Here is a 22,523-nt window from a genome sequence, read left to right as displayed (position 1 = left end):
TTAAGTCGCACCAGCCGCCATAAGGTTCCATCACGGACATGCGAGGAATAAAAAAACGCGAAAACAACCCCATGCACAGTAGAAAGCCTGCTCCGGCACGAGGCCAGGTCGCGCCGCACAACCGCCTGACGCGTCGAGCCAAAACGGCTCCGCCGCGCAATTCCCGCGTGCCCCGCGCCTTGCCTCCCAAATCCGGTTGCATGCTAGACTGGACGCCATCCACGGCAGGAGGGAAGCATGGCCGACAACAAGGCAAAGCGGGGCGGCGCCGATCGCGCCCTGATTGCGCTCAGCGAGAAATACGAAGTCGCCTATTGGTCGAAGAAGTTCAAGGTGACGCCGGCCAAGCTGAAATACGCCGTCAAGAAGGTCGGCCACTCCGCCAAGAAGGTCGAGGCCTACATCAAGCTCCAGAAGCACCGCGCCTCCGACAAGAGCCGGATCGCGCTCGGCGAGGCCTATGAGGTCCGCTACTGGTCGAAGAAATTCAAGATCACCCCGGCCAGGCTGAAGGCCGCCGTGGCCGCAGCCGGCCATTCCTCCAGGAAGGTGGAAGCGTACCTCGCAGCCCAGAAGGCGGCGAAAAAGGCCAAGAAGGCGAAGAAAACGGTCAAACGGAAGAAGGCCGCCTGAGATTTCGGGCCGATTTTCGGACCCATTTTCGGACTCTTGGAGGCAGGGATGAAATCCGGTCGATCGATCCTATCCTGCGCCCTCGTTCTTGCCGCCACGTCCCACCTCGCCGGCGCCTCCGCGGCCACGCCCGCAAAGGTCTCGGGCGCGACGGCGCTGGCGCTCGCGGGCGTGATCGCGCCGCTGTCGCCGAATCTCACCGGCGCCGAGAAGAAGGCGGTGGCGATGCTGTTCGCCGCCAATGCCGATATTCCCTACAAGAAGGCGATCGTGGTGACGGCCGACCGGATCGTCTGCCGCACCGGCAACGTCGACATCACCGTTCGCAATTGCGAGGTGACCTTCGGCAAGAAGGTGAAGACCGTGAACGGCTCCACCGCCAACGAGATCTTCGCCACCGAAGCGCTGGCCGGCGTTCCGCCTGACGGCGCGGCGGGATCGAATTTCGAGAGCCTCGCCAAGCTGAGCTGCACGATCGACCCCAACGCGATCAGGCGGAAGGACGGCAGCGGCGCGGATTGCACATTCGAGCCGGGGAATTGAGCGCCCGGAGGTGCCGTCAAATCGCCTCAAGACCAGCCAACTAATATGGCGAATTGAAAAGACAGGCCCCGACAGCGAGCCAATAGGAGCGCGCAAGGCCCGGCACCATCATGAAGAATTATCTCGCTTTTTTGCTTGTTCTGACCGTCTCGACAGCCTCCGCACATGGTCCGGTCCCGACGCGGCTGGCTGCGCCGTCCGAGCTCGTCCGCGCCGGGCTCACCGACAACGACACCACCGCCGGCGGCACCGCGCGGCTCTGCGAGCAGGTCACCTTCGCGCGCGGCCTGCGTTACGGCGAGAGCGAAGCCAATGTGCTCGATGTCGCCACCAGCGCGACCAAGGCGGATACGCCGCGGCCGGTGCTGCTGTTCGTGGCGAGCGACACCTTTACCGGCGACCATGCGGCGCCCGAGCTGTCGCGCCAGATCCAGGACCAGGCCATGTGCTTTGCCGCGCGCAACGACATGATCGGGGTGCGCGTCAGCTATCGCCTCGCGCCGGCGGCGAGCTGGCCCGTCGGGGCGACCGACGTGGCGGCGGCGCTGTCCTGGGTCCACGGCAATATCGACCTGTTCAATGGCGACGCCCGCGAGATCGTCGCGGTCGGCTATGGCGCCGGCGCCTTTCACGTCGCCACCCTGCTGGCGCATCCCGAGCTCCAGACCGACCGCGCCGACGTCGCGGGCGTCGTGCTGGTGTCCGGAATCTACCGTGCGGGCAAGGACGCCAGCGACAGCGTGAAGGCCTATCTCGGCGGCGACGCCAGCCAGTACGACAAGCGCTCGGTCTTTCCCGGCATCCTCAATGTCGACGTGCCGATCGTGCTGGCCTGGGCCGCGGACGATTCCGCCGGGGTGGTGGCACAGGGCGAGACCCTGAAGAAGACGCTCTGCGGCGCCGGCCATTGTCCGCGCGGCACCATCCTGCGCAGCCGCGACGGCATCGCCGCCGCCTTCGGCCTCGACGGCTCCGGCGACAGCCTCGCCGAGCCGACGCTGCTGCTGGTGCATCAGCTCGAGGCGCGGGGACTGCCGTAGCGGGCGTGGCCTCCCAGACAATTGTCTCGCCGGCGTTAGCACGCCTCAAACCACGATTCGCGATTTGGTCGCGGCCCGAACCGCCGCATGCTATCTAGGAGAGTTATATGGAACATTTCTATCTATGGGGGGTTCGCTAGAGACCAAGGAAATCGGCGTTTCGCACAACTGTGTGACGCGCCGCCGCCACGATCGGAAAACCGATGCTCAAGTTGCTGGCGCGATGCGCGGTGATCTCTGTTGTGTTGATTTCGGCGTCGGCCGCCGAACCGGTCAAGCTCAAATTGGCCTTCCCCAGCTCCGACCGCTCGACGAGTTATCTCGCCGCGGTCAGACCATTTGTCGACGCGGTCAACGCCGAGGCAAGAGGCCTGATCGAAATCGAGACCTATTTCAGCGGCGTGCTCGGCAAGGATCCGGCTGAGCAGCCCCAACTCGTGCTCGATGGTACGGCCGACATCGCCTACGTCGTGACAGGCCTGACGCGCAACCGGTTCGCAGATAATGCAATCATCGAGATGCCCGGTCTGTTTACGAGCATGCGGGAGTCCGTTGCCGTGTTCACCCGGCTCGTGGCCGCCAACGCCTTGCAAGGGTACGATGACTACACCGTGATCGGCGCCTACGTCACCGAACCGGAGACGATCCACAGCAAGATCCCGATCACGTCGCTGAATGATTTGAAGGGCAAGAGAATTCGCGTCAACAATCCCGGCGAAGCCGCCGCGCTGGAAAAACTCGGAGCGCAGCCCGTGTTTCTGGCGGTCACCAAGATCTCAGAAGCCATCGGCAGCGGCAGCATCGATGGCGCGCTCGTGCCACCATCTCCATTGGTCGACTATGGCATCAAACGCGTTGCAACTTATCATTACCTTCTTGGAATCAGCGGCGCGCCATTGATGGTCTTGATGAACCGAAAATCGTTCGATCGGCTGCCCGAATTGGCCCAGGCGATCATCCTCAAATACAGTGGTGAGTGGGCTGCCGCGCGCTTCATGGATACCTACGAAGCGGTGGAAAACAGCATAATGCGGGAACTGAAATCCGATCCGAAGCGCCAAGTGATCATGCCCTCGTCGTCGGACCTAGATGCGGCAAATGCCGTGTTCGCAGCCATTGCCAATGATTGGGCTTCAAAAAGCGAGCGCAATGCCGAACTGCTGAAAACGGTCCGGACCGAGCTCACGAAAATGCGATCGACCCGGTAGCCGCGGATGCCGTCGCTCGCCAACATCTGGCCTCAGCGAAACATCGTCACCATCGTCGCTGCGCTCGCCATTCTGTTGACGGGTACCGGGATGACCCTGAAGATCACGACCGATCACCTTCTCCGCCAAGATGCGATGTCGACCGCACGCAGCTGGGCGAGTTTCCTGGCGGCCAGCGTCACCGATCTTGAGCAGATCGCCGGCGGCGAGCAGCCTTCAGCCGCGAGTCTGAGGTTCTTCCTGTCGGCGCGAAATTCCGGCGAGGTATTTCACTACGAAATATTCAACCGCAATGGCTACTCCCAGCTCGTTTCGACCCGCGAAAAGATCGCGCTCGTCGACTTGTCCGAATACAGCCCCGATGCGGCGCGATCAGTGATTGACGGTCGTCCGATCGTCGACGTCAGGGAGGGAAGTTCGCCCGACCGACCGGCATTCTTCGCCCGCGCCTATGTCCCGGTCCAGACCGATGGTCGCCTGACCGCGGTCGTTGCGGCCTACGTGGATGAAACCGAGCAACGCAAGAATGTCCACAATACGTTCCTGACCGCGGCCGTATTCCTTTGCCTGCTGTCGGGCCTCGCTTTCTCCATTCCCGCGATTGCGTGGTATCGTGAAACAAAGGTGAAGCAGGCTGACCGACGCATCCGATTCCTCGCCCACCATGACGCGTTGACCGGACTGACCAATCGTCCCCATCTGATCGAAAAACTGGAGAGAGCTCTCGCCCACTTGCCGAAGCGGGGCGGCAGCCTTGCCGTGCACTTCATCGACGTCGACCGCTTCAAGGAGGTCAACGATACGCTTGGTCATGACGGCGGCGATTTTCTGCTCAAGACCATCGCGGAGCGTCTGCGCGCAACGGTCCGGATCGACGACGTGGTGGCCCGGCTCGGCGGCGACGAGTTCGTCGTCGTACAGTATGACGTCGCCGGCAGGACGCAGGCCGAGTCGTTTGCGCGCCATCTTGCCACCGCTGTAAATGCTCCGGTGAAGTTCAAGCAGCACGAGATCCTCACCACCGCCAGCATCGGCGTGGCCCTGGCGCCGGAGCAAGCCACCACCGCGGAGCAGTTGCTCAAGAGCGCCGATCTGGCGCTGTACGCGGCCAAGGCAGCCGGACGCAATTGCATCCGGTTTTTCCTGCCCGAGATGGATACTGCGTTGCAAGCGCGAATCGAGCTCGAGAGGACAATCCGCGAGGCGGTGCTGAATGATCGCTTCGAACTGCATTACCAGCCGCTCTTCGAAATGTCTCAGCGCCGCCTTGCCGGCTTCGAAGCGCTGATCCGTATGCCCGCGGCGGACGGAACGCTCATTCCGCCATTGACCTTCATTCCCGTCGCCGAGGAGTTGCGGCTTATCGACCAGATCGGGGCGTGGGTATTGCGGGAGGCATGCCGCACCGCCGCGACCTGGCCGGAGCACCTGACCGTTGCAGTGAACCTGTCGCCCGCGCAGTTCGTGGCGGGTAGCATCAGCGGCATCGTCGCCGCCGCCCTGAAAGAGGCGGGCCTCGCGGCGCACCGGCTCGAATTGGAGATCACCGAAAGCCTGCTGCTCGGCAACACCGAAACGATCATGGCGCAGCTCCTGACGCTCAAGGCGATGGGCGTAGCGATCGTGATGGACGATTTCGGGGCCGGCTATTCGAGCTTCAGCTACCTGTGGCGCTTTCCGTTCGACAAGATCAAGATCGATCGAAGCTTCATACAGGGCCTCGACGGCTCCCATTGTCAGGTCGGGACGGTGGTGAAGGCGATCATCGCGCTCGGACGCGAGTTGCACATGCGAGTGACGGTCGAAGGCGTCGAAACCGCCAACCAGGCGGCTTTCCTCGAATCGGCCGACGGTGATCAGGCCCAGGGGTTCTTCTTCGGCCGGCCGGTCCCTGCCTCGGAGCTCAGCGCCAGCATTCTCGCGGACTTTGAGAAGACAACGCCGACACCTTCGTCCGCGACTGCGCAAGCGGCCAAGCTGCGCCTCGTCAACTTATCGGCTGAACGGTAGCACGGACCCCTTGCCTGTATCGGCCAACGCGGCTCTTGGCAGATCTCTATTGCAGACAATTCGCGTGGGGCTTTAAAGAATTGGTCGTGCGTCTTTCGCAAGCCGAGCGCTGCAATCGGCTCTTCTCGACCAACGCCCGCCTCTCGGCTTCCGGCGCTCGATCGTTCCGGGTCGCGCGCCCCTACGTGGGCGCCCGCAATTCGCTCTGAAACCAAGCCAGGGTTTTGGCCGATCTCATCGGGTCGACCAGTTCGACCTCGATCTGATCGACGAAATTGCAAGCGGGACATTCGAAGGTACGAATGTCAAAACCGGCGGGGCCGGGCGTGATGCGCGCCAGCATCGTTGTTGTCTGGCATTTAGGACAAGGTGGTCGCTGAATGGTCATGAGACTCGCCTGGATCCGGCGGGAGCGCGATACTCTCAGTCACCGATGGATGCGGATGGGGGCGGTGATGGACCATCATGGAACCATGAGCTCTGCTGGCACTGGTCAATATTGACCACCATCCAAATTAAGGCCCGCTATCCCGAACGTGATCTTACACAGATCGATTCATTTTTCATCGGACGATTCCAAACCCGCCGAGTGCAACCCCGAGTCGGCCAAGACATCGGCGCGTCAGCACGCCTGCCATTTCGTGGACGACAAGTGCGCCGCTTCGAAAACGAACCGTCAAGCCACACGATTGACAAACGCTTGACCTAGATCAAGCGGGCTTGACCGGTTGAGCCGACCTCCATGTGGGGCCAACATCAAGGTGTCGGACATGCGCATCGTCGGCAGGATGCTGCTCGTTTTCGTGGTCGCGTTCGCCTCGCTCGGCGCGATGTCGCAGCAACACGCAGATCAATCCGCAAGCGACAACGAAATCCGCATCGGCAATGTCATGCCGTATTCGGGGCCGCTCTCGGAATTCGGCGCGATCGGCACGGCGGAGGCCGCCTATTTCGACATGATCAACGCGCGCGGCGGCATCAACGGACGCAAGATCCGTTTCATCACCCGCGACGACAATTCCGATCCGGCGGCCGCACTGGAGCTGACCCGCAATCTGGTGGAGAAGGACGACGTCCATCTCATGTTCGGCTCGTTCGGCACGCCCGGGAATCTCGCCACGCGCTGGTATCTGAACGAGAAGAAGATCCCGCAGCTTTTCCTCGCCTCTGGCGACGAGGAGCTGAGCCAGGCCAAGGCGTTTCCCTGGACCATGGGCTGGCAGCCGTCGTTCCGGTCGGAGGGGCGCATCTACGCCAACTACATCCAGGCCTATTATCCCAGGAAGAAGATCGTCGTGCTCTGGCAGAACGACCAGTTCGGGCGCATGCTCTACAAGGGCATCCAGGAAGGTCTCGGCGACCTCAACCGTCTCGTCCTCGTCGACATCGCCTTCGACATCAACGACGAGCATCTCGAAGGGCACGTCTCGATCCTGAAGCGCGCGGGCGCCGATATCTTCGTCTTTCTCGGCGTGCCGTCGACGGCGTCCAAGGTGATCAAGCTGGCGGCGTCGCTCAAATGGCGTCCGGTCTTCATCGTGAACGATGCCTCCGCCTCGATCGCCAATGCGATGGCGCCGGCGGGCCTGGAAAATTCGGCCGGCGTGATCTCGGCCGCCTTCCTGAAGGATCCGAGCGATCCCGCATGGAAAGACGATCCCGCCATGAAGGACTGGTTCGCCTTCATGGACCGGTACCATCAGATCGAAAGCACGAACAACAGCGCGGCAGTCTATGGCTACGCCGCGGCCGAGGCGCTGACCAAGGTACTGCAGCAATGTGGCGACGACCTCTCGCGCGAGAACATCATGCGCCAGGCGGCTTCGCTAAAGAGTTATCAGCCCTCCGTTGCGCTGCCCAACATCAGGATGAGCACCTCGCCCACCAGCTATCTGCCGATCAAGCAGATGCGGCTGGTCCAGTTTGACGGCCGCTCCTGGCAGCTCTTCGGCGAGGTGATCGAGACGGCGTTCACGGAAGGCGCGGCGCGGTGACATTCAATCTAGATGCAACCGATGCGACCATCATCGGCCGGGCTTATCCCGACCATCCACGTTCTTTGTGCTGCGTGGCAAGACGTGGATGGCCGGGACAAGCCCGGCCATGACGGTGCGGAAACTTCGGTGCCCCAGGCGTCGGGCTGCGATCAGCTCCGAACCTCACGCCGGCTTCAGCGAGGCCAGCGCGCTTTCCAGCAGCGAGCGCACGCGCGCGGCGTCGCCTGACTTCACCACCGCGGGATCGAGATAGAGCTCGAGGCCGGGCGCGCGCTCGGTGATGATGCCGCTGTTCTCCGCCGCGGCATCGTTCAGCGCATCGACCGAATAGGGAATCACCTCGCGGCTGATGCCCTTCATCGTGATCGCCGGCAGCGCATGGGCGCGGACGATGTCGCTGACCAGCGCAAAGGTCTCGTAGCTCAGCACGATGCCGCCTGGCTCGGCGATCGATTGCAGGCGCGCGGCGAGATTCGCCTCGGCACCGATGATGGTGTAGTCCATGCGGTCGCTGCTGCCGAAATTGCCGACATTGCAATAGCCGGAATTGATGCCCATGCGCGAGCGGAACGGCTGCTCGATGCCGGAGGCGCGCCACTTCGCATTGAGCTCGGCAAGCCGCTGCTGCATGCGCCAAGCCATCTGGAGGCAGGCCTCGGCGTCGGCGCGATCGCCCCTGGTCTCGGGGTCGCCGAAGAAGATCAGCATGGCGTCGCCGATGAACTTGTCGATGGTGCCGCCATATTCATGGGCGATCGCCGACATCTCGGTGAAGTATTCGTTGAGGAGCTGGGTCAGCAATTCTGGCTGAAGGCGCTCCGCGGTCGCCGTGAAGTTCTGGATGTCGGAGAAGAAGATCGTGAGCTTCTTGCGCTCGGTGTGGATGGTGACGTCCTTCTGACCGGAGAAGATGCTCTTGTAGACCTGCGGCGGGATGTAGCGCGAGATCTTCATCGAGAGCGAGGCGAGGAAGTCGTTGGCGGATTCGAGCTCCTTGTTCATGCCCTTGATGCGGCTCGCCTGGCGGCGCTGGAGCGAGAGGAACGACAGGCCGCTGCCCGCGGCGATCAGGAAATAGGCCAGCAGGAACTTGAACGAGAAGATGTTGGCGGCGATCGGCTGGGCGATGATCACCTCCTGGATGCCCCTGATATCGCCGACCTTCCAGTCCTTCTTCGGGCTTTCGGGATGGCTGTTGTGGCAGCTCACGCAGGCCGGCCCCATCGTGACGGGGGCGACGAGGCGGACTTTGTCGTTGAACAGCGAGGTCTCGGTCTCCAATATCTTCTGCTCGGGATCCCTGCGCAGCGCGTCGAGCGCGTCCTTCTCGAACTTGTCGAGCTGGTGCGGAGCACGGTTCTGGAACGGGAAGTCCGAGACGAAGCGGTAGGTGATGTTCTCCTGCTGCGCGCCGATCACCCGTCCGAGCTCCAGCGACAGCGTCGCCGGGATCGGGATCGCCGGGGACGGCTTCGTAGTTGTGGACCACCCTGGTGGTGCCGTTCGGATTGGCAATGATGCGCCCGACCACGTTGGTCGCGTAATAGCTGCGCACGCTCGTGATCACCGAATTGAGATCGGCGGCCTGCCGGCGCAGCGCCGTCTTGGATAGCTCGGTCAGGTCCAGCCACACCGCGAGCGGCAGCGCGAGCAGCAGGAAGGCGATCGCGGCACCGGTCAGGATGCCGCTCTTGCGCTGTTCTTCGGCGATCTCTTGTTTCACTTTGTGGCTCCGTTGCGTGCGTTTTTGTCGCAAACCCCTCGCGATTTGCGGCAAAGCCTGCGGCGGCACAGAGCCAACAAACGCGCCCCCGCGCAACCCCATTTTATGGTGGTCGCACCAAGCGTCTTTCCGTTTCATCACGAAGGTTTAAGATCAGGATCAACCTGCGTTGATCAATCCGGAACCAGTGCCCATGACCGAGACCGTCCGCATCAAGCGCTTCATTGCGCGGCCTGTGATCGTGCCGATGAACCTGCCGCTCCAGACCTCGACCGGGGCAGTCGCGAAGGCGCCGCTGGTGCTGATCGACTGCGAGACCGACCAGGGCGCCCGCGGGCACGCCTATCTGTTCTCGATCACGCCGTCGGCCTTGAAGCCGCTGACGGCGATGGTCACGGAGATGTCGGAGTTGCTCGCCGGCGACGAGCTGCTGCCGTTCGAGATCGAGCGCAAGCTGACCCAGCGCTTTACGCTGCTGGGCCTCGCCGGCCTGCAGCGGCTGGCGCAGTCCGGCATTGACATGGCGGCCTGGGACGCGCTGGCCCGCACACGCGGCCTGCCGCTGGCGAGGCTGCTCGGCGGAGCGCCGAAACCGGTCAAGGCCTACAATTCGAAGGGGCTCGGCATCATGCCGGCGGGCGCCGCGGTGGAAGAGGCGCACAAGCTGCTGGCCGAGGGTTTTCACGCCGCCAAGATCCGCGTCGGCCGGCCCGATGCGCGCGAGGATCTCGCCGTGGTGCGCGCGGTGCGAAAGGCCGTCGGCGACCGGATCACGCTGATGTGCGACTACAACCAGGCGCTCACGGTGACCGAGGCGATCCGCCGCGGCGAGATGCTCGACGACGAGGGGCTGACCTGGATCGAGGAGCCGATCCGCCACGACGATTACGCCGGCTGCGCCCGCATCGCGGACGCGCTGGGCACGCCGGTCCAGATCGGCGAGAATTTTGACAGCGCCTTCGCGATGCAGTCGGCACTGTCGGCGGAAGCCTGCGATTACGTGATGCCCGACGTGCAGCGCATCGGCGGTGTCACCGGCTGGCTCCGCGCCGCATCGCTCGCGCATGCCGCCGGCATCGAGATGTCCACCCATCTGTTCTCGGAGGTCAGCGCACACCTGCTGTGCGTGACGCCGACCGCGCATTGGCTGGAATATGTCGACTGGGCCGACGCGGTGCTTTCGACGCGATTGACGATCAAGGACGGCTTTGCGCTGCCGGGCGAGGAGCCCGGCAACGGAATTGCGTGGGACGAGGCGGCGGTCGCCAAGTATCTCGTCAAATGATGACGCCAACACCGAAATCGTCCTGGCGAAAGCCAGGACCTCCGCGCGAGCGCCCTGCGCTCGTCGCGATTACCCCAAGAGGTCGTTTGGCGGAGACTGGCTGTTCGGTACTGCGCGCATTCACAATCGAGGGATCACGCGGTATCGGTCCTGGCTTTCGCCAGGACGACATCGGGAAGCAGACGAACGGTGCCGCATGACCACATGGCGTCCCCACCCCCATATCAGAGTTGTCGCGATCGGCCTGCACTGGCGGGCCGGGCGCCTGCTGGCGGCCGAGGTTCGCGACAATGCAGGCCGGATCAGGGGCGTCCGTCCGCTCGGCGGCGAAATCGAATTCGGCGAGAGCTGGCGGACTGCGCTGATACGGGAATTCAGGGAAGAGCTCGGCATCGACATCACCATCAAAGGCGAGCCGTTGATGATGGAGAACATTTTCGTGCACGAGGACGCCATCGGGCACGAGGTGATGTTCATCGCCGAGGTGGATTTTCCGGAGGGCGCGTTCGGCGGCCAGGACCGCATCGATTTCCGCGAGGACAATGGCGAGCAGATCGTGGCGCGCTGGTTCGACCTCGCCGATCTCGACTTGGAGGGCGGACCTAGCCTCTATCCGGGCGGACTGAAGGATTTGCTGCGGGGGGCAAGAGACGGGACTGCGTGAGAGGCGCCCCCTCTCATCGCGCCCCGCCGTCATCGCGCCGGTAGCGGAAGTCGCAATGATCGGCGCCTTGCATGATCGTCTGCGTGCGCGTGAGCCTGACGTCGGGGCCGAATCCTTCAGAGGTTGCAAAGTCCGCGGTGCAGATCAGGAGAAAGCCGAGTTCCGGCTCGCCCAGCGCCTTGTAGAACTCGGCATAGGCGCATCGCTTGACGTCGAACGCGAAGGCGTCGTGGCTCTGCTCGATCACGTCATAGGCGAGCGCATCGTCGCGGGCATAGGTCCTGAACGCCGACGAGACGGCCTTGCCGAGATCGCTCTCGTGCTTGGCCTTCCAGAATTCCTCACCGAAGCCGCGATAGAGATCGCCCAGCGCCTTGCGCACCAGCGTGTTGGCGCGCGCCTCGCCGAGCTCCGCCTGGAGCGCCTTGACCAGCGGCACCAGCACCTGCGCCTGGATCTTTGCCTGTTCGATGACGGATGTGCTCATGGTCAAGCTCACCACTGGGATGAAATCGTAGCCCGGATGGAGCCAACCGGGCTACTTCAACCGCGACACGATAACTCAACTTGACGCTGGCGACGAGAGTTTGCCCGTTACGTCCCGCGGCAACCGACATGGCCTGAACCAACGCATCCGTGATGCAGCGGCGATCGGTGATCGCGCGATCCTGAAAAGCCGGCGAGGCGGCGGGTGGTATGATTATCGTCATCCAAAAGAGAGGTGAGCATGCCCCCGTCCGAGATGTCTCCAGTCCACGTCAGGCCACGACCATTTGCACGGCGCCGTCATCTTGCCGCGACTGCCGCGGCGCTGTTGCTCGCCGCGATCTGGTCAGTTGGACCTGCGCTGGCCGCGGCAAATGATGCCGAGGCCCGAACCATCTTCGAGAAGTTCATTGCCGCGCAGAATGCGCACAACGCGGACGATGTGAAGGCCATGCTGTGGAATTCGCCCGGCACGCTGCTGTTTGCAAGAGGCATCGAAACCAGAGGCCGTGATGCGGTCGCGGACCGCTTCAAGGGCTACTACGAGGGCACCTGGCACCTCGAGCCCGACATGTCGAAATTCCACGTCGCCGTGATCTCGAACGAGGTCATGCAGGTCCTCGTTCCCATCGTCGTCACGCGCGGCCTTCCCGGCAAGCCACCGCAACAGAATACGTTTCTGATCAGCCAGACCTACGTGCGGGATGCGAACGGCTGGTCCGTCGCGTCCGTCCTGCCGGTCGCGAACACGGAACTGAAATAGCTGCGATCCAGAATCGAAGCCCGAATGGAGCGTGCCGTGATCCGGGTCTCGCGGTGTTCCAGAGAATCGGAGCAAGACGCTCCAGTCCGTCTACGCTCTTCGAGCTACGCCGGACACGCTTCGCCGCAATCTTCCAGGCTGTGCCACGCGAAGCCGGAGGCGAAGCGTGGTGGGCACGACAGGGATCGAACCTGTGACCCCTACCATGTCAAGGAAGGGCTCGCCGGCGTATCTCGTTGATTTCAAATCATTTTCGTTCAACCCTATCAAGCTTCGTTCAGCGTCGTTTTCCGGCGTTTTGGGCCCAACGTGGAAAGTTCGTGGAAGGCATCCGGCCACCCGGGAGGTGCTCGCATGAGCCGGGTGCCTTCCCATCCGACTGGACGTCTGCTCGACCGGCTGCCTCCCGAACCGCGCCAGCGCCTGCTGCAGATCGGCAGCGAGGGCCGGGGTGTCTTCGGGGTGACCCGCTTCCAGAGCATTTTCGAAGCCAATTTCAGCCTTTTCGAGTATCTGGCCGCGGCCGGAGCCACCGCAGTGATGATCGGGAGCCTCCTCGCTGAGGTGGGCATCGTCCGCGAGGACGGCACCCCGCTGCCTCCCGGGACGGTGACCAGCGCGCTCAGCCGGGCGCGCGAACGCGCCGCCCGTGCGCCCGCCAAGCGGCAGGTCCCTGCCGCGCCCGGCAGGGACCTGCAGGCCGCTGCAGAGCCCTGCAGGACGCCGCAGGCCAATGCAGCGCTCGGCGAAGCGACGGTCCAGAGCCCGCTCAACCGCCCTCCACTTCAGAACGCGCGAACGCTCACGCGCGCCAACAGCTCCTTTCGGCACCCGCTGAACGGATCGTCGGCCGGTTTCGACCTGCCGGCAAACACCCGCCGCTCAGCGGCGCTACTCGATCAACTCAGGAGTGAAGACGATGAAGACATCTAAGAAGGATACCCAGGCCCCTCTACTGGATTTGGTGGAGGTTTGCGCCGACGGCACGTCGCTCGGAAAGTCGACGCTCGCCAACCGGATCTGCCATCTCTATCGCGAGACCGGTCGCCCGGTGACGCGAGTCCGGATTGAGAGCAGTCGCCGGCGCGAGCACGACAGCGAGGTCGCCGATCGCGAAATCTTCGTTCCCCTCGAAGATTTCACGACCGCAGCTACCCGCACCGGCGGATTGGTCGGGGTTCTCTCCCCGATGTTCGAGGCCATCCTGCAGATCCCCAGGTCCGGCAGTGCGGTGGTCGTCGATTGGCCCGGCGGTACGGCCGGTCATCGCCTCGAGGTGCTGGCGGCAACTGCGTTCGATCAGACGATCAATTCGCTGAACGTGCGCGCCCTGTCGATGGTCCTGACCACCTGTTCGAGCGAACACATGGGCCAGGCCGAACGCCACCTGAAGAGCCTCGAGCAGATCGCGCCCCGCCTGCCGCGCGCACTCGCCCTTTCCGGTCGGGCGGGACCGTTTGACTGGCCGGCCGGTTCGGAACAGGCCGAAGCGCTCACCCGACTGAAGACCGCGGCGGGGGACATCCCCACCCTCCGCATCCCGCTGGTCACGGGGCGCGCCCTGCAAGTCTGCGCGGACGCGGGACTGGATGTGGCCTCGGCGCTCTTGATGAACTTCGACGAACTTGCTGTCCGGCTGGGAGTCCACGTCTTCCAGGCGTCGGCCTGCGTTTCAGAGATCGCCCTCTGGTGGCAGCGCACGGGATCAGAGCTGCGCAAGGTATTGGAAGTGAAGCATGCAGGTGTCCCCGCATAGGCTCCAGGAGCGGGTCGCCTACCTTGTCCGGCGGCGACGGTGGATCAAAGTCGAAGCAGCGACCTTCGCGCTCGATTTCTACCGCTGTCACCGCCGGCTTCCGCCGGGATACGTGACGGTCCTCCTGCCCATCGCGACCGTTCGACGTATCCGGGTCCAGGGCGAACTCGAACACCTCCTCGGACTTCCGGCTCTCAACAGGTTTTCCCGGGTCTTGTGGACCCGGGTCATTGACCGTTGCCGGGGTACGAAAGACGTTGGATCGCATGGCGTTGGTTCTCAAGGCAACCAATCGAGCCAGTGATATGGTAAATGGAGTAGAGTACCAATGATCGATCTTGAAAGCTGCAGCGACTACGCGCTGCTCTCGACGGCCGAGGTCGCCGAGGCGCTCGGCATCAGCGCCGGCGCGGTACGCAAGGCGGCAAAGGAGGGACGCCTCCGCGCGATCGGTGGCTTCCGCGTGTTATATTTTCCGGCCATCGCGGTGCGGGCCTTCGCGCGCGGCGAGACTGGCACCGCCTCGGTGAGCAAAGACGCCCAGCGGACCAACGCTAATGCGGACGCCACCGACGAGACCGAGATCGACGGGCAGCTCCGCTAATGGCTTACATCACCCTCACCAAAATCGGCGAATTCGGCGTGTGTCAAGATAAGGGCACGCCGAACTTCTACGTGTCCAGTTATCTCCCCGAACAGGGGAGCATGATTTATAGGTCGCTCCGGACGACTAACCTCGAGGACGCCTGCGTTCAGGTACGCAGCCTCGTCGACCGCGGCGTGACTGGCGACCCCGCAGAGGCGCTGGTGCAGAAGCCCCTCCGCACGGTCGCCGAGGTGCTCGACTTCTATCGCCCCACTGTTGAAAAGCAGGTTTCCGTGGAATTCGGTAGGGGCGCCATCGATCGCATGACACGCTTGATGGGCGCTCAAGCGCTGCAGAGTATGGTGAAGTCGAACTTCGACGAATTTTGCAATGCAGCTTTGGCAGAAGATGTTTCTCTTTCGACTGTGCATCGTACGCTCACGGTTCTGCGCAGCGCCTGCAAGCTGGCAGCCAACGAGCGGCGGCTGCCGCGTCATCACGTGCCCGCAATTCCCTACTACTACACCAAGAATCACGCCCGCAGCGCCGAGCCCAAGGGCCGGGTGATGACGCCACGTGAGATCGCTTCAGCTATAGATGCCATCGACTATCTCCATCTCCTGATCGCGGTCGTGTACCTCATCAACACGGCCAGCCGGATCGGCGCCATCCTCGAGGCAACGGCCGCGCAGATCGACCGGATTTACGGTCTGATCCATCTCAATGCGCGCGACCGCGTTCAGACGGTCAAGTGGCGTCCCACGCTTCCCATCACCGCCACGCTCGAGCCCTGGACGCGCGACCTGCCGCCCGGCTTCATCGTCAATTGGCGCGGCGAACCGGTGGGTGAAATCGACACCGGGTTCGCGGCAGCTTGCCGCCGCGCAAAGCTGCCGGGCGGCGAAAATACGTACTCCATTCGCCATGCTCTCGGTCGCTACATGCTGAAGAAAGGCACTGAGCCGCTCGAGATCTCACTGTTTCTTGGTCACGTTCGCCCGCCGGATTCGATCGAGACGACGCTCGTCTACAGCCCATTCGCCCCCGACTACCTGCTCAACGCGAAGGCAGCGGTCGAAGCGTTCGTGCGGGAAATCGCCTCGCACACGAAGCGCCACAACATCCTTTCCCCTCCCTGGCTTTGAGACACTGACGATGACCACCCACAAGATGCCCACCCGAAACGAAAAAACCGAGGATGCGTACCGCAAGCGTGCGGCGCAACTCGCCAATGCGGCCAAGAAGAAGGCAGGCCGCCGCGTATCGCCGACTGAACTCGCCCAAAATCTGATTGCAAGGCGCCCGGAGCTCGCACCATCAACCTTTCGGCAGAACCGCGCGGCCATCACCTTCATGATGAACGAGGTCGCGAAGGACCAGCCCACCTTGGGGCCCGAAACGCGGGCGGTGATCGCGATGCTCAAAGATGTGGAATCGGTCGATAGGCCCGACGACGGGGTGCCGCGCACCTCGGCGCGGAAGCAGAAGCGCTTGGACGACGATTTGGACCGCATCTGCCACGGCGCGCTGGCGACTACGAGCCCCAATGCCAGCACGTTGGTGGATTGCCTGACGGTAGGATCGCTCACCGGTGCGCGGCTCGTCGAGTGGCCGACCGCGAAATTCGGGGGCTCCGACGACCCCGACTACGCATGGCAGTTGACGTTGGTAAACGGCAAGCAGGGAAACGGACGGGCGCATGGCGAAACACGCGTATTGAGGTGGGAATGGCTGCCCGAGGAGCTTGTCGCGCAAACGAAAGCCTGGATCTTCGCTGCGCGCGAAGCGGCCGCCAACGGATGCTATGATACCCTCGTTTCGACCCTCGAGTCGCTGATGCGGCGAGTGACGAGGCAGCTATTCCCGAGGCGGCAGCGCCACCCCACCCTTTCGTCGGCTCGACATGCCGCGGTCGCGCGGTGGAAAATGAATTACGTGGTTTCCGCCCGCTCCCCGGAAAACAAAGAGCTCGGGCTTGCGATCGTGGCGGCGTTGTTGGGGCACGCTTCCGATGAGACCGCAACCCGGCACTACGCTCGCGCAGGCGAGGCGGAAGGCAGGTTTCCGACGCCGACGCCCGACCCGGCCGAAGTCGCGCGCGTCCGCAAGCGCTACTCGACGGCGCTAGACGCCAGGCGCACTGTCCCGAAGCCCTAGTTTTCACTGGTCAGCGCACGGTCGAATACCGACACCGCATTAACCATACAATCGTGGTGAGACTGGCGTCTCGACGCGCATATAAGCATATTCGAAGCGGCTGCCGCCCGGTGCTCGAACACCAGACGACAGCCTGACCACAACCGATTGTAAGGAATCGATCATGGCTAACCTCGACTATATCGCCGATTCGGCGCCGCTACCTCTATCCTCTCTGGTACTTCAGATTCGGTCCGATTTGACCGACGTCGCCCAGCTGCCCACCACCGCCAATGCGGAGGCCAGGGCGACCGACACGACCTGCCCCATCGCCCAGTTGTTCATCGGCTAGATCTGATCGCGAGGACCGACGTCGTGTGGCGCGCACGCCACACGGTCCAATCCGCGTGGCTGGAGTCTCACCGCCGTTGGAGCAGATGTAGGGCATCTGCCAGCTCGACCGGACGACACTAGCCGATGATGCCGAACACCCTCCCTGCACGGGAGGCGACCGCGGCAAAGAAGATTGGTCTGTCGACGTTGGACTCGTGATCTCTCAACCCCAGAGAGATATAATGTCCCTGTTCTTCAACAATAACTCCGTGCACCCCGCCTGCACCAGCAACGTTCACCGCCCAATGGGCGGCATCGCGGGCCTTCGGGAGGTCCACGACGACGTCGGCCGCCTCACCGTCTCGGCCTTCCCGTTCGCGATGGCGAAAGACATCCCGTCCCCCCTCGGCGCTGTCCCCGCCTGCTACATCCTCGCCGATCATGCGACCGCCTACATCGGCGAGACCCGTAATGTTGGCCGCAGGCTCTCCGAGCATTCCGCCCATCCCTCGAAAGCCTTCGCCCGTGAAGTCTACGTCATCTCGGGGTACCTGAGCGCCTGGTTCGACAAGACCGCCGCCATCTATCTCCAGTACCGCCTGACGCAAATCGCGGAGGAAGCCGGCCTGGTCGACGTCATGAAGGGGACGAACCCGCAGGTGCTGGAACTCCCCAGTCATAAGCGTGCCTCGCTCGATCACTTCGTCGAGCACGGTGAGCGTCTCCTATTCGACGCCGGCTGCCGCGTGCTCCGCAGCAACTTCGCGAGCCAGCGCCGCAAACGCGAAACGACCGAAACCGACATGGCGATCGGGCCGGATGACGGACCGATGCAGATCGACGTGACGGATTTGCCCCCGCTGGGCAATGAGCTCGAACTCGACTATTGCGACCTCTGGGCCAGAGGTTATCCGGTGCGCGACGGCTTCGTGGTGACGGCCGGCTCGGAGGTACGCAGCCTCGTCAACCAGAGCGTCAACCCGATCCTGCACACCCGCCGCGCCGAGCTCGCTGCGGCTGAGGCGCTCGCACCCATCACCGGCATCCAGGACCGGCTGCGCCTCCGTGCAGCCGTCTGCTTCCCTTCGGCTGCAATCGCAGCGAAGGTCGTGACCGGCGCCCACGTCAACAGCGGCAAGTGGGTCAACCGCCGCTATCCGAAGCCGATTTTGATCGCGGGCTAGGAGAGACCAATCATGTCCAAGAAGATCAGGATGCCGAAGCACGAGCTCCGGCATGAAGGACCTGCCGTCCAAATGAGCGGCGTCGGCGGTTCGGCCCAGAAGATTTCCAGGCTCGCCTCCGACTGGCCTTTCACCTCTCGGGACGTTTCCTCGTTGGCGTGGTGGCGGACGCTGCCATCCGATTTCTTCCGTGATGCCGAGCTCCTGCTGGTGATCGATACGCTCGCCACGGTCAGCGTGATGGAACGTCGCGAGGAATTTACCGCGGCGCAGCGCGGCGATGCTGCCGCTGCAATCGGAGTGGCCCTCTCACTGCTGCCCATCCTGGAGGTGACAGTCGCGGTCGACATCGCCATGACGGCGCTGTTGCGATGCGCCCTCGGCGGCAACGCCACGGCCGCTCTCGTCTTGGCCAACCTCCTCCATCGCGTCGAGCTTGGCCATGATCTCGCGACCGAGCTGTCGGCATCATGGTACGCGCATCACCTGCATTGCACGACGGATCAGCGCCGCTTCACCACCGAAGAGCAGGCGGCGCTCTCGGCGATCCACCAGCAAGACGCCGTCTCAGGTACCGACAGATACACGCTCGGTGGCGACGATTCGGAGGGCGATGCATGAGTGCCAGGAGCGACGATACAGATGATCTCGATTTGCCGCCCCCCGAGGATGCCGTCTCGACCGGCGCGGCGGCCGACTCGGCCGATCCGAACGAACGCCTCAAGGGTCTGCCCCGCCTTCTGCGCTACGCGATGCTTCTCGTCGGTAGGGCTAGTTTCATTCAGGAAAGGCTCGTCGCGGAAATCGACGAGCTTTGTCCGCAGTTGCCCCATACTGTCGCGTGGGCAGCTGGCGGACCGCTGGCGACCGCATTGGTACTCGCAGATGAACTCGACCGCCGCGCCGCCGCTCAGAACGAGCCGGCTCTCAGGAGCCTGGCCGATAGCGTCCGCCTCATAAGCTTGCCGACACCGCGCAACGACGAATTCTTCGAAGCGTACCGCAGGGTCGCCAAGGCATTGGTGCAGGCTTTTCACGCAAGCTCCCGGCACGTCGAGGAACAGCTCTGCTGTGATCTCGAACGGTTCACCTACGGTTGGGCCGCACTGCCGGCATGCGCCTACATGCTGCCGAGGGACGCCTCGGCGGCCAAGAACGCCGAGCTGCTCGGACACCGCATGGCGGGACATCGGATCTCCGCCGCCAAAGCTGCCGCACAACGCAAGTTCAAGGACGAGGAGGAAAAGCGCAGGGAAACGCGGGAGGCCGAGGACAGGACCACGGCCGCCGAGCAACAGACCGAGGCGGCCGCAGACGCTATTCCCGAGCACCATCTCGTGGTCGCGCGCCTCTCCCCGGAGGAGATGAAGAACGTCAAGCTCAAGGACATTTTGGGACCACTAAAGAGCGCCATCAACACACCTTTGCCGCTGGTTGAAATCCCTCCCCTCCAGGAGGCGCGCAATGCTCTTCTGTTCGAGTTCCCGTATGCAGCCGACGTCATAGACTTTGCGCTGGCCGATCTCGTCGGGCGCCCAACGGTCCATTTGCGCCCCCTCCTGATTGTCGGCGAGCCCGGCGGGGGCAAGACCCGGTTTGCGCGCCGCCTCGGCGAGGTGTTGGGGGTCAACGTCTGGCGGACGGACGGCAGCCGTTCCGACGGTGCGGTTTTCGGCGGCACTGATCGGCGCTGGTACTCGGCCGAGCCCTGTCACGCTTTCCTCGCCGTGGCGCAGGGCCGCATCGCCAATCCGCTTGTACTGATTGACGAACTGGAGAAGGCGGCGACTCGGTCCGACTACGGCCGGCTGTGGGACACGCTGCTCGGCTTTCTCGAGGTCGAAACCAGCTGCCGCTACCCCGACCCGGCATTGCAAACCAATCTTGACCTGTCGCAGGTGACGTATGTCGCCACGGCCAACAGTCTCGATCCGCTGCCAAGCCCTATCAGGGACCGTTTTCGCATCGTGACTTTCCCGAAGCCGACCGCGAAAGACCTGGACGCACTGCTGCCGGCAGTGATCGCGGATCTAGCCAATGAGCGCGGCGTCAACCAGAGCTGGGTGCCGCCGCTCGACGGCATTGAGCGCGAGGCCGTCGTACGGCACTGGCCGGGAGGCTCGGTGCGCCGTCTGCGCCGCATCGTCGAAGCGGTCCTGCGTGAGCGCGATATTCGTGCATCGAGAAACTGATCCTGGTGGAACAGCGCGAAGGAGGACAAGGCCGCCAATGCTGTGGCCACCGCAATTGCGCGGGATAACCCAAGCGCAGGGCTTAAGTGGTAGGCCCTCAGCGAATAGGCGCCTTCCGCTATGGCTAGGCGCCCACGCCGTCGGCGATCACCGCCGCGAAGAATCCGGAACCGCGGTCGAAGATCACGACCGTTCCGCCTTGATCGGCCGAAAAGTGCCGCGGAACGAAACTAGCCCCGGATATGTATCAGCGGATCAGCCTCGGCGTGCTCTTCGCTGCCGGGACCGATCGCTTCCGTCGGGCTTCGTGGCGGGGTCGAGGCAAAGCGCTCACGGAGCGGATTTCTTGAAAATCCCTCTCGACGGGCCGTGGCTCAGCCCTCCCATCATGAGATCGTCGCACGCGTTGCGTGGGCGCAGCCCCGCCTTGGGTTTCTTGAGGGCGGAGCCGCGCAGGCCGCGAATTGCGCGCGGACCCGAAGGATCAACCTGATCCTACCGGGCTCGTTCCTCCGAGTCGTCCCGACCCACCGTTGGGCTACTGCAATGCTGCCGCCCGCCGAGCACCGGACGGCCAGGAGCACGGCTCCGTTACGAGGCCTTGGCCCTTGCCCGCGCTGCGACCAGATCGCGTCGACGCCGCTTCCGGTCCCGCTTGCGTCGGCCCATCTCGACCGGAGATGCCGCCGGTGTCGCCGCAGGCGTCGAGTCACTGGTCGCCCGGATGGGAGGCGGCTCGGTAGCCGGCACGGCAGCCGACCGCTCCTCCATGATCTCGAGAACCGAGCGCCCCTTGTCGGTGATGCGCCAGCCGCCGTTGAGCCTCTCGACGAGACCTTGCAAAAAGATGTCGAGGTCGGGCACGCGCGCCGCCAGCCGCTTGGTGCGTTCGGCCCAGTCACGTCCGCTCGTCGCCAGGATCGCCATGTCGCGCTTGAGGTCGGCCATCACGGCAAATCCGTCCGGGTAGCTCACCAGGATTTTCAGCACTGTGACCTGGAAATTCACCCGTGCCTCCGCGGCCGGTCAGCGCCACATGGTCGGCGCCTGGGAGAGGGCTTGGCGGCCGACCTGCTTGAGGTGGTCCGCAGACGTCTCGCCTCTGGACGCGGCTTCCAGGATTTTCGAAGCCACGTGGGTACGGGCGCCGGTCTCGGTCTGGGAAACAGTTTCGCAGACCTCATCCAGGACCGCGCGCAATAGCGCGGTGGTAGCAGGATCGAGCATGGGAGACCCCAGAAGAAAAAACTATCGTAACGCAGTCGCTGCGGCGTCGAATTCAAGAGTGTTATAAAATCTCACGGATTCTACATCCTCGCTTGGACTTGGCAATAGCGAGAAAATGCGACTGGCCGAAAAACGGCCTCAGGATGGTCCTCAACCTTTCGTGCCTTGGCACAGATCGCTTTGGCGCTCTAGCCGAGACACCGGATGGAGATTCGAGCGGTCGAGAGCGTGCACCAGCTCGTCACTGTCTACGGCCTGCAGGCGGCGCAAAGTCTGCACAGGATCCAAAGAGCCGAGCTGATCCTCGCTGAGAATTCGTCGATACAAGATCAGACAAGCGCTGTGGTCTTGAGCGGTATAGAGAAAACTCGGCAGGCAGCGAAGTACCTGTGCAACGTCCGCAGCACGCGCTTCCGGGCAGCATCTCAGCTCAGGGAACCGGTGCGACCGGCCCCGATCCGCCATCTTTTCCCAACCGCGTCGCCGCAAGTTCGCTCTTGGACAGACTGCCTCCACGGGTCCGTCTCAACCTAACGAAGTTTCATAGCTGGCGGTTGCCACGCGGCGCGACCCGGCAGTCCTTTAGGGTTGAAGACCACCAGGTCTTTTCGCATTTAGGTTGCGATATTTTCCCGGTCCAATGCGACAGGATTCCTTGCGTTGTTGGGACTCACAAAGCCAGCTAGTCATCTGGAACGCAAGTTCGTCACATTAGTTGATAGCTCGAATCTCTACACAGGAGAGAGCTCGTGGCGAA

General features: G+C 63.3%; 22 protein-coding genes and 1 pseudogene. 18 read left to right on the top strand and 5 right to left on the bottom strand.

Annotation, left to right across the window (positions count from 1 at the left end; all coding sequences use genetic code 11):
* The first annotated feature begins 237 nt into the window (after positions 1-237).
* The 5 genes from XI08_RS19480 to XI08_RS19460 all read left to right on the top strand — a co-directional run bounded on the left by XI08_RS19480 (position 238) and on the right by XI08_RS19460 (position 5,434).
* Positions 238-633 carry a DUF3606 domain-containing protein gene (locus XI08_RS19480; protein WP_271575600.1) on the top strand — a complete coding sequence of 132 codons (396 nt, stop codon included), beginning with the start codon at positions 238-240 and terminating at the stop codon, positions 631-633.
* 48 nt (positions 634-681) lie between these two features.
* On the top strand, positions 682-1,176 hold the full coding sequence (locus tag XI08_RS19475) for a hypothetical protein (RefSeq protein ID WP_092187455.1): 495 nt from the start codon (positions 682-684) through the stop codon (positions 1,174-1,176).
* Positions 1,177-1,286: 110 nt separating this feature from the next.
* Positions 1,287-2,216: an alpha/beta hydrolase gene (locus XI08_RS19470; RefSeq protein ID WP_271575599.1), complete on the top strand. Its 930-nt coding sequence runs from the start codon at positions 1,287-1,289 to the stop codon at positions 2,214-2,216.
* Between the two features lie 203 nt (positions 2,217-2,419).
* On the top strand, positions 2,420-3,424 hold the full coding sequence (gene dctP, locus XI08_RS19465; RefSeq protein WP_271575598.1) for a TRAP transporter substrate-binding protein DctP: 1,005 nt from the start codon (positions 2,420-2,422) through the stop codon (positions 3,422-3,424).
* A gap of 6 nt (positions 3,425-3,430) precedes the next feature.
* Complete coding sequence (locus XI08_RS19460; RefSeq protein WP_271575597.1) at positions 3,431-5,434, top strand: putative bifunctional diguanylate cyclase/phosphodiesterase; 2,004 nt, start codon at positions 3,431-3,433, stop codon at positions 5,432-5,434.
* Between the two features lie 181 nt (positions 5,435-5,615).
* Here the strand turns inward: XI08_RS19460 and XI08_RS19455 are convergent, their stop codons facing one another.
* On the bottom strand, positions 5,616-5,822 hold the full coding sequence (locus XI08_RS19455; RefSeq protein WP_063629470.1) for a hypothetical protein: 207 nt from the start codon (positions 5,820-5,822) through the stop codon (positions 5,616-5,618).
* 382 nt (positions 5,823-6,204) lie between these two features.
* On the opposite strand from XI08_RS19455, the gene XI08_RS19450 reads away from it, so the two are divergent.
* Entirely contained in the window at positions 6,205-7,428 is a 1,224-nt protein-coding gene (locus tag XI08_RS19450) for an ABC transporter substrate-binding protein (protein ID WP_271575596.1), read from the top strand.
* Between the two features lie 165 nt (positions 7,429-7,593).
* Here the strand turns inward: XI08_RS19450 and XI08_RS19445 are convergent.
* Positions 7,594-9,154, bottom strand: a pseudogene (locus XI08_RS19445) (adenylate/guanylate cyclase domain-containing protein).
* A 193-nt stretch (positions 9,155-9,347) separates the two neighbouring features.
* On the opposite strand from XI08_RS19445, the gene XI08_RS19440 reads away from it, so the two are divergent.
* Positions 9,348-10,439 (top strand): enolase C-terminal domain-like protein, encoded by a 1,092-nt coding sequence (locus XI08_RS19440; protein WP_271575595.1) that lies wholly within the window; start codon positions 9,348-9,350, stop codon positions 10,437-10,439.
* A gap of 196 nt (positions 10,440-10,635) precedes the next feature.
* Complete coding sequence (locus tag XI08_RS19435) at positions 10,636-11,103, top strand: NUDIX hydrolase (protein ID WP_271575594.1); 468 nt, start codon at positions 10,636-10,638, stop codon at positions 11,101-11,103.
* 13 nt (positions 11,104-11,116) lie between these two features.
* Here the strand turns inward: XI08_RS19435 and XI08_RS19430 are convergent, their stop codons facing one another.
* Positions 11,117-11,590, bottom strand: a complete 474-nt coding sequence (locus XI08_RS19430; RefSeq protein ID WP_271575593.1) for an L-2-amino-thiazoline-4-carboxylic acid hydrolase — start codon at positions 11,588-11,590, stop codon at positions 11,117-11,119.
* Positions 11,591-11,830: 240 nt separating this feature from the next.
* On the opposite strand from XI08_RS19430, the gene XI08_RS19425 reads away from it, so the two are divergent.
* The 10 genes from XI08_RS19425 to XI08_RS19380 all read left to right on the top strand — a co-directional run bounded on the left by XI08_RS19425 (position 11,831) and on the right by XI08_RS19380 (position 20,539).
* Positions 11,831-12,352 (top strand): DUF4440 domain-containing protein, encoded by a 522-nt coding sequence (locus XI08_RS19425; protein WP_271575592.1) that lies wholly within the window; start codon positions 11,831-11,833, stop codon positions 12,350-12,352.
* 354 nt (positions 12,353-12,706) lie between these two features.
* Positions 12,707-13,285, top strand: a complete 579-nt coding sequence (locus tag XI08_RS19420) for a hypothetical protein (protein WP_271575591.1) — start codon at positions 12,707-12,709, stop codon at positions 13,283-13,285.
* A complete protein-coding gene (locus XI08_RS19415; RefSeq protein ID WP_271575590.1) occupies positions 13,272-14,108 on the top strand; it encodes a hypothetical protein in 837 nt (278 codons plus the stop codon). The genes XI08_RS19420 and XI08_RS19415 overlap by 14 nt, the downstream gene beginning before the upstream one ends.
* A gap of 328 nt (positions 14,109-14,436) precedes the next feature.
* The gene (locus XI08_RS19410; RefSeq protein WP_271575589.1) at positions 14,437-14,712 is read left to right on the top strand and encodes a helix-turn-helix domain-containing protein; all 276 of its coding nucleotides are present in this window, start codon (positions 14,437-14,439) and stop codon (positions 14,710-14,712) included.
* A complete protein-coding gene (locus XI08_RS19405) occupies positions 14,712-15,839 on the top strand; it encodes a tyrosine-type recombinase/integrase (protein WP_271575588.1) in 1,128 nt (375 codons plus the stop codon). Before XI08_RS19410 ends, XI08_RS19405 begins: the two co-directional genes overlap by 1 nt.
* 10 nt (positions 15,840-15,849) lie before the next feature.
* The gene (locus XI08_RS19400; RefSeq protein ID WP_271575587.1) at positions 15,850-16,851 is read left to right on the top strand and encodes a hypothetical protein; all 1,002 of its coding nucleotides are present in this window, start codon (positions 15,850-15,852) and stop codon (positions 16,849-16,851) included.
* 163 nt (positions 16,852-17,014) lie between these two features.
* Complete coding sequence (locus XI08_RS19395; RefSeq protein ID WP_271575586.1) at positions 17,015-17,182, top strand: hypothetical protein; 168 nt, start codon at positions 17,015-17,017, stop codon at positions 17,180-17,182.
* 223 nt (positions 17,183-17,405) lie between these two features.
* The gene (locus XI08_RS19390) at positions 17,406-18,347 is read left to right on the top strand and encodes a hypothetical protein (RefSeq protein WP_271575585.1); all 942 of its coding nucleotides are present in this window, start codon (positions 17,406-17,408) and stop codon (positions 18,345-18,347) included.
* A gap of 72 nt (positions 18,348-18,419) precedes the next feature.
* Positions 18,420-18,968, top strand: a complete 549-nt coding sequence (locus XI08_RS19385; RefSeq protein ID WP_271575584.1) for a hypothetical protein — start codon at positions 18,420-18,422, stop codon at positions 18,966-18,968.
* Complete coding sequence (locus XI08_RS19380) at positions 18,965-20,539, top strand: AAA family ATPase (RefSeq protein WP_271575583.1); 1,575 nt, start codon at positions 18,965-18,967, stop codon at positions 20,537-20,539. Before XI08_RS19385 ends, XI08_RS19380 begins: the two co-directional genes overlap by 4 nt.
* 591 nt (positions 20,540-21,130) lie before the next feature.
* Here the strand turns inward: XI08_RS19380 and XI08_RS19375 are convergent.
* Positions 21,131-21,547 carry a hypothetical protein gene (locus tag XI08_RS19375; protein WP_271575582.1) on the bottom strand — a complete coding sequence of 139 codons (417 nt, stop codon included), beginning with the start codon at positions 21,545-21,547 and terminating at the stop codon, positions 21,131-21,133.
* An 18-nt stretch (positions 21,548-21,565) separates the two neighbouring features.
* Positions 21,566-21,766 carry a hypothetical protein gene (locus XI08_RS19370; protein ID WP_271575581.1) on the bottom strand — a complete coding sequence of 67 codons (201 nt, stop codon included), beginning with the start codon at positions 21,764-21,766 and terminating at the stop codon, positions 21,566-21,568.
* Between the last annotated feature and the right edge of the window lie 757 nt (positions 21,767-22,523).

The organism is Bradyrhizobium sp. CCBAU 11361, from assembly GCF_028128935.1.
Lineage (GTDB): Bacteria > Pseudomonadota > Alphaproteobacteria > Rhizobiales > Xanthobacteraceae > Bradyrhizobium > Bradyrhizobium niftali.
This window is presented reverse-complemented; position numbering and strand designations above follow the sequence as displayed.